The organism is Streptomyces sp. NPDC001348 (assembly GCF_053597535.1).
The window spans coordinates 43386-53545 of record NZ_JBSFIK010000056.1; the positions used below are offsets into that span (position 1 = coordinate 43386).

General features: G+C 70.9%; 11 protein-coding genes and 1 pseudogene. 2 read left to right on the top strand and 10 right to left on the bottom strand.

The features are described 5' to 3' along the window. Positions 1–79 precede the first annotated feature (79 nt). The 10 genes from ACWC21_RS37565 to ACWC21_RS37610 form a co-directional block, all read right to left on the bottom strand. Complete coding sequence (locus ACWC21_RS37565) at positions 80–811, bottom strand: response regulator (RefSeq protein WP_450888756.1); 732 nt, start codon at positions 809–811, stop codon at positions 80–82. A 13-nt stretch (positions 812–824) separates the two neighbouring features. Beyond that, the gene (locus ACWC21_RS37570; protein ID WP_450888757.1) at positions 825–2147 is read right to left on the bottom strand and encodes a sensor histidine kinase; all 1323 of its coding nucleotides are present in this window, start codon (positions 2145–2147) and stop codon (positions 825–827) included. 19 nt (positions 2148–2166) lie between these two features. Beyond that, positions 2167–3054 (bottom strand): DUF5936 domain-containing protein, encoded by an 888-nt coding sequence (locus ACWC21_RS37575; protein WP_450888773.1) that lies wholly within the window; start codon positions 3052–3054, stop codon positions 2167–2169. Positions 3055–3078: 24 nt separating this feature from the next. Beyond that, positions 3079–4023, bottom strand: coding sequence for a type II secretion system F family protein (locus ACWC21_RS37580; protein WP_450888759.1), 945 nt, complete (start codon positions 4021–4023; stop codon positions 3079–3081). A gap of 9 nt (positions 4024–4032) precedes the next feature. After that, positions 4033–5370: a CpaF family protein gene (locus tag ACWC21_RS37585; RefSeq protein ID WP_450888761.1), complete on the bottom strand. Its 1338-nt coding sequence runs from the start codon at positions 5368–5370 to the stop codon at positions 4033–4035. Further along, the gene (locus ACWC21_RS37590) at positions 5367–5741 is read right to left on the bottom strand and encodes a TadE/TadG family type IV pilus assembly protein (RefSeq protein ID WP_450888762.1); all 375 of its coding nucleotides are present in this window, start codon (positions 5739–5741) and stop codon (positions 5367–5369) included. Before ACWC21_RS37590 ends, ACWC21_RS37585 begins: the two co-directional genes overlap by 4 nt. 1 nt (position 5742) lies before the next feature. Further along, positions 5743–6123, bottom strand: coding sequence for a TadE family protein (locus tag ACWC21_RS37595; RefSeq protein WP_450888763.1), 381 nt, complete (start codon positions 6121–6123; stop codon positions 5743–5745). Next, positions 6120–7370 (bottom strand): AAA family ATPase, encoded by a 1251-nt coding sequence (locus ACWC21_RS37600; protein WP_450888764.1) that lies wholly within the window; start codon positions 7368–7370, stop codon positions 6120–6122. Before ACWC21_RS37600 ends, ACWC21_RS37595 begins: the two co-directional genes overlap by 4 nt. A 12-nt stretch (positions 7371–7382) precedes the next feature. Then, positions 7383–8087, bottom strand: coding sequence for a Flp pilus assembly protein CpaB (cpaB, locus tag ACWC21_RS37605; protein WP_450888765.1), 705 nt, complete (start codon positions 8085–8087; stop codon positions 7383–7385). An 85-nt stretch (positions 8088–8172) separates the two neighbouring features. Next, a complete protein-coding gene (locus tag ACWC21_RS37610; RefSeq protein WP_450888767.1) occupies positions 8173–9036 on the bottom strand; it encodes a hypothetical protein in 864 nt (287 codons plus the stop codon). Positions 9037–9391: 355 nt separating this feature from the next. Here ACWC21_RS37610 and ACWC21_RS37615 point away from each other — a divergent pair, with 355 nt between their 5' ends. Next, complete coding sequence (locus ACWC21_RS37615) at positions 9392–9940, top strand: hypothetical protein (protein WP_450888769.1); 549 nt, start codon at positions 9392–9394, stop codon at positions 9938–9940. Continuing rightward, positions 9937–10160: pseudogene (locus ACWC21_RS37620) on the top strand (hypothetical protein); the annotation flags it as partial. The gene ACWC21_RS37615 and the pseudogene ACWC21_RS37620, both read left to right, overlap by 4 nt.

Consider the following 10160-nt stretch of genomic DNA (forward strand, 5'->3'; position numbering starts at 1 on the left):
GGGTTCGCTATCGACCCGGGCACCGTAAGGCCCCACGTCCCGTCCGTCACAGGGCCCCTGGGCCCAATCGCGGGGCATCTCACGCCACCCCCAGCCACTTGGCGGCCGCCTGGGAGCGGCTGGTGCTCTGCAGCTTGGCGAAGATGCGGTTGATGTGGTTCTTGACGGTCTTCTCGCTGATGAAGCACGCGGCGGCGATCTGCTGGTTGTTCATGCCCGTCGCGATGAGGTCCATGATCTCCGCCTCCCTCGTGCTCAGCCGGAACTGCGACCGCGTCGACTGTCCCACATATGATTGCAGTTGCGAAAGACCCGAGCGGGTGATTTGCCTTGGGACAGCAGGAAGTTGCACCGATGCATGTGCAGCTGCGTGGGATCGAGGCAATCGCGCCGCGGCCAGCGCCGACGCCGCGCCGGGCGTGAAGCGCGGCCGGCCCGCCCGGATGTCCCGTACCGCCGTGACCAGCTCCTCCACGGTGAACTCGCCGTGGACCAGATAGCCGGCCGCCCCCAGCCGCACCGCCTCCCGCACCGTCTCCGACTCGTGGCTGTACGTCAGCATCATGACCGGGGCCAGCGGTACCAGGTCCGGGAGGGCGGTGAGGCCGTCCACCTTGGGCATGCGGACGTCGAGGAGGATCACGTCGGGGCGGTGGAGACGGGCCGCGGCGCAGGCCTCACGGCCGTCGGCGGCCTCGGCGACCACCGTGGTGTCCTCCCGGCCGGAGAGGAGGGCGCTCAGGCCCGCCCGGACCACCGGGTTGTCGTCGGCCACCACGATGCGCAACGGTGGGTTCGGGTTCGGCGGCATCGGGTGCCTCCTCTCATGCGTCCTGGGACGGTACGGGGGTCAGGGCCGCCAGCGGGAGTTCCAGGCGGACCTCCGTGCCCCGGGGATGCTCACCCCGGCCGATACGGATGCGGGCGCCCACCGACTCAGCCCGTTCCACCATGCCCACCATGCCGAAGTGGCCCGTGCGGCGAAGCTGGTCGAGGCTGGTGCCGGGCGGCAGACCGGTGCCGTCGTCGTAGACGGTCAGGCTCAGTAAGTCGCCGTCGACCGCCGCTTCGACGAGCAGGTGGGTGGGAGAACCGTGGCGGTGGGCGTTCTCCATGGCCTCGGATACGACCGTGAGGAGCTGGCGGGCCACCGCCGGGGGGAGCGGCGGGAGTTCGAGGCCGGACGGGGCCCGGTACGTCGCCGGGATGCCCGTACGGGTCGCGAAGTCCTCCGTATACGCGCTCAGTTCCGCCAGTACGTCCGTGCCGTCGACGGGGTCGCCCTCCCGGCGGAGATCCATGAGGAGTTCCCTCGCCTCGGCCGCCGCCCTGCGCGCCGATCGGGCCACCAGTTCCGCCTGCGCACGCAGCACGGCGGGGTCCCTGCGGTCCCCGGACGCCGAGGCCGCCAGGCCGTCCGCGGCCAGGGCCACGCCGTAGAGGGTCTTGGTCACCGAGTCGTGCATCTCGCGGGCCAGCCGGGCCCGTTCGGCGTTCACCGCCTCCGTCACGGCCAGGCGGGCCTGCACCTCCGTGAGGGCCTGGGTGGCCGTGCCGAAGCGGAGCATCAGGTTGCGCAGTGTCGAGCCCACGGCGCCCGTGATGACGCACAGTCCGGGCAGGAGCAGCGACTCGGCCAGCTCCGCTTCCTGATGTCCCCTCAGCGTGGCGTGGACCAGGAGCAGGATCAGGGACTGGAGGGAGGCGAAGCACGCCGCTCCCCGCCAGCTGTAGACCAGGCCCGCGAGGAGAGGGGTGCAGACGCTGACGTACGCGAGTGTCGTGTCCGGGCCGGCCGAGATCAGGAGCAGGGAGCCGAAGAGGGTGTCCGCCGCCAGCAGGCTGGGGTGGCGCAGCAGGAGGGGGCCGAAGCGTTCCCAGTCCCTGAACAGGACGTAGGACACCATGAAGGTGACGACCACCGCCGCGCCCACCAGGCGGACGCCGATACCGGGGGCGGCGTTGACCAGGGCCGCGGGGGCGGCCAGGGCGATCATGGCCAGGCGGAAGCCGAAGACCTGGCGGCACATGGCCTGCAGGGCGCGGAGCTGGAGCTTCTCGGAGGCGGGTGGCTCCGGTCGGACTTCGTCGCCGTCGGCGGCCCGCCACCGCCGGACCGGTCCCACCCGCCATCTCGTCGTCGCCATCGCCATCACCCCACCCCCTCTACTTCCCGGTGATCGAGCCGAAGTCCACTCCGGAGCCCAGGATCAGCCCGGAGGCGAGGAGGAGCATGGTGGCCGGGACCATGAACGTGGTGATCATGAGGGTGGCCCGGGGTACCGCGCGGGCGGCCTTGCGGCGGGCGTTCTGGGCGTCGGTGCGGCGCATGTCCTTGGCCAGGGCGACCAGGGTGTCGACGATGGGCGCGCCCAGTTCCTCGCCCTGCTGGAGCGCCGTGACGAACATCGCCACCTGCTCCGAGTCGTTGCGGCGGCGCAGTTCCCTGAAAGCCTCGCGGCGGCTCATGCCGAGGTCCATCTGGCGCAGGGTGATGCGCAGTTCGTCGGCCCAGGGCCCCTCGTACCGGGAGGCCACGCGGTCCAGGGCCTGGCGGAAGCCGAGGCCCGCGCTGACCACCACCGCGAGCACGTCGAGGAAGTCCGGGAGGGTCCGCTCGATGACGTCCTTGCGGATGCGGATCGCCGACCAGATGCCGACCTCCGTCCAGAACGCGCCGAAGGCCAGCAGGAGCAGTGCCACGAACCACTGGCCGCGCAGGAGGAAGACCAGGAAACCCACTCCGCCGAGCGCCCCGTACACCGCGCGGCGGGCCGCGTAGCGGTCGATGGTCAGGCCGCCGGGGTTGCCCGCGAGGTCGATCCTGCGGCGGTACTTGGCGACCAGCCTGGGGCCCATCAGACGCAGCACGGCGGGCGCGTAGCGCATGCCCATGCGGTCGACGACGGAGTTCGCGGCGCCGGTGCGGGTCGCGCCGACCTCCAGGGCCAGCGCGAGGTCGTCGGGCAGTTTGGCGTCCGCCCGGTACATGCGGATGCCCATGAAGGCGCCCAGGACGCCGATGCCCATGGCGAGCGCGAGGAGCAGGGCCATGCCGTCGGTCATCTCCTCGGATCCTCAGACGTCGATTCGGCTCATGCGGCGGATCAGGACGAAGCCGATCGCGTACAGGGCGAACGCGATGAGTACACAGGCCTGGCCGACCGGTGAGCCTGTCATCCGCTCCAGTGCTCCGTGCTTGACGCCGTTCATGAGGAACAGGGCGCCGATACCGAGGACGGGGACGGCGTACGAGGTCATGGTCACCTGGGAGAGCTGGGTGCGGACCTCCCGCCGGGTCTCCTTGCGTTCCTCGAGGGTCTCGGTGAGGTTGCGCAGGGCGCTGACCACCTGTCCGCCCGCCCTGTTGGACAGGACCAGGGTGGTGACCAGGACGACGAGTTCGCGGGAGGGGAGACGGTCGGCGAGTTCGCCGAGGGCGTCGTCCATGGAGTGACCGATCGCCAGCTGGTCGGCCACCTTGGCGAGCTCCTCGCCCGCCGGCGCCTCCAGCTCCTCCGCGGCCATGCCGATGGCGGTGCGCAGGGCCAGGCCGGCCTGTGTGGCGTTGGCCAGGATGCGCGCCAGCTCGGGGAGTTGGTTGATGAAGCGCTCGATGCGTTTCTGGCGCTGCCAGTTGAGGAACTGCCACGCCGCCCAGACGCCCAGCAGTCCGGCGAGCGGGCCGAAGAAGGGCGCCAGCGTGGCCTGGCCGATCAGCCAGAGGGCGGCCACCGTGGCGAGCAGGTACGCGAAGAACTCGCCCGGGGTGACGTCCAGACCGGTCGCCGCCAGCCGCAGTTCGAGCTTTCTACCAAGTCCGGTGCCGCGCAGCCGGCGGTCCAGGTTGCGGAAGCGGCGCCGACGGCCGGTGCCGGAGACCTGGCCGGTGTACGTCAGCCGGTCGACCAGTTCCGCCCGCTGGGCCCGGCCGGACGCGTAGGCGTGCAGGCCGAGCACCGCCAGTACGCAGGTCAGAAGGGTGATACCGGTGGTGAGGCTGACGAGGGTGTGGAGATCCATGGGGGTGGCCTACCTGGCTTCTCGGGTGGTCAGCTGGTCCAGCGTGTGGGCGACGCCGAAGGCCTGGGGTATCGGCTGGCTCGCCATGTAGAGACGGTCGGCGGTGCGCCGCGGCAGCGGGAAGTACTGGAAGGCGCCGTACACCCGGCCGTCGTGGGTCATGGGCTGGGCGTCGAAGCGGGCCACGGTGGCCAGCCGGTACGGTTCGCCGCCGTGGCTGTCCAGCAGGGCGATCTCGGTGATGCGGCGGGCACCGTCGGCGAACCGGGTCAGCTGGACGATGACGTCGACGGCGCTGTTGATCTGGTCGTGCAGCGCCACGAACGGGACCTCGACGTCGGACATCGAGGCGAGGGTCTGCAGACGGGTGAGGGCGTCCTCGGCGCTGTTGGCGTGCACGGTGGCGAGGGAGCCGTCGTGGCCCGTCGACATCGCCTGCAGCATGTCCAGGGACTCGCCGCCGCGGACCTCGCCGACCACGATCCGGTCGGGGCGCATGCGGAGGGAGTTGCGGACCAGGTCGCGGATGGTGACCTGGCCCTTGCCCTCGACGTTCGGCGGGCGCGACTCCAGGCGCACCACGTGCGACTGCTGGAGCTGGAGTTCGGCCGAGTCCTCGATGGTGATGATGCGCTCGTGCGCGGGGATCAGCCCGGAGAGGGCGTTGAGCAGGGTGGTCTTGCCCGTGCCGGTGGCGCCGGAGACGATGATGTTGAACTTCGCCTGCACCAGGCCCGCCAGCAGGAGCACCATGTGCTCGTCCAGCGAGCCCAGGCCGATCAGCTCCTGGAGGGTGAAGGAGCGCGGGAAGCGCCGGATGGTGAGGGTGGGGCCGGTCAGGGAGAGCGGCGGGATGATGACGTTCACGCGCTCGCCGGAGGGGAGACGGGCGTCGACCATCGGGTTCGACTCGTCGACGCGCCGGTTGACCGTCGAGACGATCCGCTCGATCGTCTGCATCAGCTGGTCCTGCGAGACGAAGCGGATCGGCAGCTGCTCGACCCGGCCGCCGCGCTCCACGAAGATCGCGTCCGGGCCGTTCACCATGATCTCGGTGATGGAGGCGTCCTCGAGGAGGGGTTCGAGGATGCCGAGGCCCAGTGCCTCGTCGACCACCCGCCGGATCAGCTGGCCGCGCTCCACCGTCGACAGCACCGGGCCCTCACGGCTGATGATGTGCCCGAGCACCCGCTCCAGCCGCGCCCTGCGCTCGGCGGCGGCCAGCGAACTCATCTCCGCGAGGTCGATCTCCTCCAGCAGCTTGGCCCGGTAGGAGGCGACCAGATGGCCGTCCTCGCCCCGGCTGCCGTGCTCCTCGGGGGTGTTGATGCGGGCGCGGAGACTCATGGTGCGGGGGCTCCTTGGGGTTGGTGGTCGAGGGGCATGGTGGCGGTCTTGTGGGCGTCGCCGAAGTCCCAGAGGATCTTGGGGATGTGTACGCGGGCGATCACCTTGACGGAGTCGCCCTGCGGCGTTTCCTCGCACTGCACGTCGAGCCCACCACTGACCGCTTCCCTGCACGCCTGCTGAGACGAACCCAGCTGCAGTGAGGCGGCACGAGCCCCCGCCCGGGCCGCCGTCCCCGCCTGCTCGGCGGCGTACGCGACCACCCCGATCTGTAAGCCGGCCATGCCGACGATGAGCAGGATCGGGACGAACCCGAGGTACTCGATGGCGACCTGGCCCCGGTCGCGGCAACGTTCACGGCGGTACGGCATGTCAGTTCTTCACCTCCTCCACGGTGGCGGCGTGCCCGTGCACCTTGACGGGGAAGTCGATGGATCCCGGAAAGAGGACCGGCACCTGCAGATAGACGTCCGCGGTCACATAGCCGGTCCCCTCGCAGTGCGGCACTGTGGCACCTGCTCTCCAAGCTTCCGAAAGATGCCGCAACGCCGCCTGCTCACAGACGGCGTGGCGCTCCCCCGGAGGCACCGCCGTCCCCGCCCGCACCCCCTCGTCCGCAGCATTCCCGGCAAGCGTGTAGGCGTACCCCGTGAGCACGCACTGCCACATCAGCACCAGCGTCAGCACGATCAGCGGGGTCATACCGAGGAGCTCGATGCTCACCTGCCCCCGGTCGTCCGTCTTGCGTCTCACCCGCCCGCCTCCCTCCGCCGCCGGAATCCCCCCGCCCCCCGGTCACCCCGTGCCCGGCCGTGTCGGCCCCCGTCGGCCGCCTTGACCAGCCCGAGTTCACCCGCGAGCGCCCACAGGGCTTGCTTCACGGTGCTCTTGGCGTCGATCTCGTGGACCCGCCCCGCGTCCACGGCGGCCTGGAGCTCCTTGAAGTTGGCCGGGACGGCCGTGCGGGCCACCGCGGTGCCGGTGATGCGCTGGACGAGGGGCGGCTGGATCTCCGTACCGCGCGAGTGGCGGTTGACGACGGCCGTGGTCTCCTCGGCCTTGCGGATCTGCAGCCGGTCCCACATCCGTACCGTCCGCTTGGCGGCGCGGACGGCGACCACGTCCGGGGTGGTCACCAGCAGCGCGGTGTCGGCCATCTCCACGGCGGCCGCGCCGGCGCCGCTGAGCTGGGCGCCGCAGTCGACCACGACGACCTCGTAGCGGGAGCGCAGGGCGCTGACGAGCTGGCGGGCGGCGCGGTCGGTGACCTCCTCGCCGCGTTCGCCCTCGCCGGGGGCGAGCAGCAGGGCGAGCCCCGTCTCGTGGCGGAAGACGGCGTCGGCGAGGACGCGCGGGGAGATGTCGTTGATGGCGGCCAGGTCGACGACCGAGCGGCGGAACTGGACGTCGAGGTAGGAGGCGATGTCGCCGGTCTGGAGGTCCAGGTCGACGAGTGCGGTGCTCCTGCCGGAGGCCTGTGCGGCGAGGGCGAGCTGGATGGCCGTGAGGGTGGCCCCGACGCCTCCCTTGGCGCCGCTGACGGTGACGACGGTGCCGCCGGCGCCGCTGGTCACGTCGGCGCCGTGGCCGAGGTGGCGTCGTACTCCGGTGGACCACTGGGCGACGGCCTGGACGCGCATCGCCAGTTCCTCGTAGCCGAGGGGGAGGGTGACCAGGCCGCGGGCGCCGGAGTCCATCGCGGCGGCGAACAGGTGGGGGCCGGCGTCGGAGGTGACGAGGACGACGCCGACGGCCGGGAAGCGCAGGGCGACTTCGCGGACCAGCTCCAGGGCGGGGACGGGGCCGATGCGTTCGTGTACGACGACGACCTCGGGCAGTTCGTCGACGGACTCGGCGGCGAGCCGGGCCAGGGTGTCGACGAGCTGGGTGGAGTCGGTGACCGGCGGCAGCGGTTCGGCGTCCGGGAGCTGGCTGAGCAGGGTGGTGAGGGACCGGACCGCGTCCGCGTCACCGACCGCCGGGAGGATCCTGGTGGGCATGCGGGGCGCCTCTCACTTGTCCGTCGCGAGTTCGTACGTGCGGTCCTTGTCCGGGACGCTGGTCTGGCTGCCGGGGGCCACCAGGGCGAGCCGGACCCGCTGGGCGAACGACTCGGCGTACGTGATGCGCTGGGCGTCGACGGTGGACAGCGCGAAGGTGATCGGGACGGCGTCGGTGGGCTGTTGCTGGTTCTTGTTGTCGGGCTCCAGGGCGGTGATCTGGCCGACGTCGAGGACCCGGGCGTTGGTGACGATGATCTTCGACTGGTCGGGGTCGCCCTCCTTCTTGCCCTGAAAGGTGGCGTAGACGTTGACCCGGGAGCCCGGTGTGATCTTGCCGGCGACTCCGGTGGCCGCGTCGATCATGATCGCGACCTCCTGCTGACCGGCCTGGAGCGCGGGCTGGTCGACGACCATGTCTGTCTGCAGCAGCGAGCCCTTCTCCAGGGTGGTCACGGCGATCTTGCCCTCGATCTGGCGGAGGCTGGTGACGGCGTTGGAGGACAGCCACCGCTTGGGCATCTTGATCTGCTCGAACTGGCCCGGGTCCAGCGGGGCGTAGGGCGCCACCTTGGACCGCACCCGGTACGCGGTGACCTCGGGACCGACCTTGGACTGCACGTCGTGGACGACGGAGAGCACGCCGGCGAACGCGCCGAGGGCGCACAGGACCGACAGGATCAGGAGTATCACGCCGCGGCGCTGACGGGAGTTCATGAACCGTGCTACCTCGTTGGGGGAATCGGTCGAGCGGGGTCGGGACTGAGCGATGGCAGTGCGGCGTGCGATGTGTGGCGCTTCGTCAGGCGGGCGTGCGCTGTTCGAGAGCACGGGGGGCAGGTGGTTCCTGAACGGGCGGGCCGGCCGAGCAGAAGACGCAGCGGTCGCCGATGACGTCGATGCCGCACCAGTGGCAGCTGCTCCGCCGTACCGAGGTGACCAGTTGGTAGAGCACGGACAGGTCGGCGAGATGGCTGCAGAACTCGATCACCTTGCCGGTCCCCCACCAGGCCGGGGACTCGGCGGGCAGCGTGGCTTCCCGCAGTCCCTGCACTCCCCACGACTTGGCCAGCGCTTCCCCGACCCACTCGGACTGCAGCTGCCCCTTGGCGACCAGCATCCAGGTGCCGAACTCCGGTCCGGTCAGGGTGGCGTCCGGACCGACCCGCACCAACTGCGGCTCGGGGTGGGCGACCACCGCGAACTGACTCCCGGGCACCCAGGACCTGGCGTGCGCCTTGAGGTCGACCGGTACGCGGTCCAGCTTGGCGACGGAGCCGAGGACGGCCCCGGCGTGGATGTAGTGGGTGAGCAGCCGGCCGGCGGAGGCCAGCACGCCCGGACTGAGGTCGCAGGAGGCGAGCTGGCGCAACTGACGGGCGAGAACGGCGATCCCGAGGGGTGGCAGTTCGGGGCGGAACAGGGCGATGCGGTCGCTCTCCATGAGGGAGCGGAGGGTGTGCAGCCGCCGGGCCACCCCTTCGGGGGCGGCCCGTGAGGACACCACGATGACGTGCCCGTGCTGCTCGACGAGCGCCTGGAGTTCGGCCAGGGCGTCCTCGAGCGGCCGCTGGTCCAGATCCCGCAACACCACCGCGGGCACGGTCCGCTCGTCCTGCGGCGGCAGCGCCATGTCGGCGCTGGTCACGGCAATGGCAGTTGGCACGCGCAGCTCCCCGCTCTTCACACCCGTCGGCCCGGGCTGTGTTACTGCCCTGCTTGGGACGACTTCACTGCGTGACTACGTGAGCACTGTAACCACGGCCAGGTGAGCGGAGAACAGCGTTTGGATAGCTGGACAGTAACTGTCCTTGCGCAACTCACGCCAAAACGGGGCAGGTCAAGCATCGGGCCGACTGCGGTCGGGTTCTCAGACCTACTGAAGGGTCGGCCTCTACCGAGGAGCAGCACCCGAGCCCGTCGCTGCGGGGCGCCGTCGCCCGCCCCTTAGCGGCCGTATCCGAACGGCGTGGCATGTACTTCCTTGCAGTCGGCAAAAGGCCGATGTGATGATCCGAGCCATGTCCGAACACGGGGGCGACATCGACTCGTCAGCACGAATACCCAGATCCCGGCTGTACGACTACGTGGACCTGGCCCGCGCCGACCAGCCAGAGGCGACCGGATCGGAGACATCCGAGGGCACCACTTCGGCCGACCCCGCGGCGCCATCAACCGATGCCGCGGACGCCGTCGCGCGCAGGCGCCGCGAGTTCGCCGTCCTGCTGGGCGAGTTCCGGCGCACGGCCGTACTCGTTCCCCTCGACACGGAGAACGGCGCCCCTCTGACCGCGGACTTCGGCGGCATCCGCTGGATCTACGCCTTCTCCGACGAGCATGCCCTCGCGCGTTTCGCGCTCGCGCGGGGCGAGGGCGAACGGGAGTGGGCGTACCAGCGGTGGCTCGGAGCACGTCTGTTGGACGCCGCCGTGCCGGCCGTGGGCGTGCCGTGCGGGGTGGCCCTCGACGTGGGCAGTGAGGGCGACGGCGCACTGTTCCCGCCGGTGCGGGGGATCGTGCCTGACCGGGCGGCGGTCGACGTCGATGCGGAAACGGGGGACGGGGCATGAGCGGTGGCGGCAAGGATCTGGCGACGGACGGGCTCGGTCTGATCGCCAAGGGTCTGACCGAGGCGCTGGGTGAGCTGAAGGAGCTGGGCATGGTCGGGGAGGCCGGGGCGGGGCGTGGTTTCGGTGACATCGCCCTGTCCGGGCTGGAGTTGGGCCATGAGGGGTTGACGGGGGAGTTCGCGTCGTTCTGCGAGCGCTGGGAGTGGGGTGTGCGTTCGCT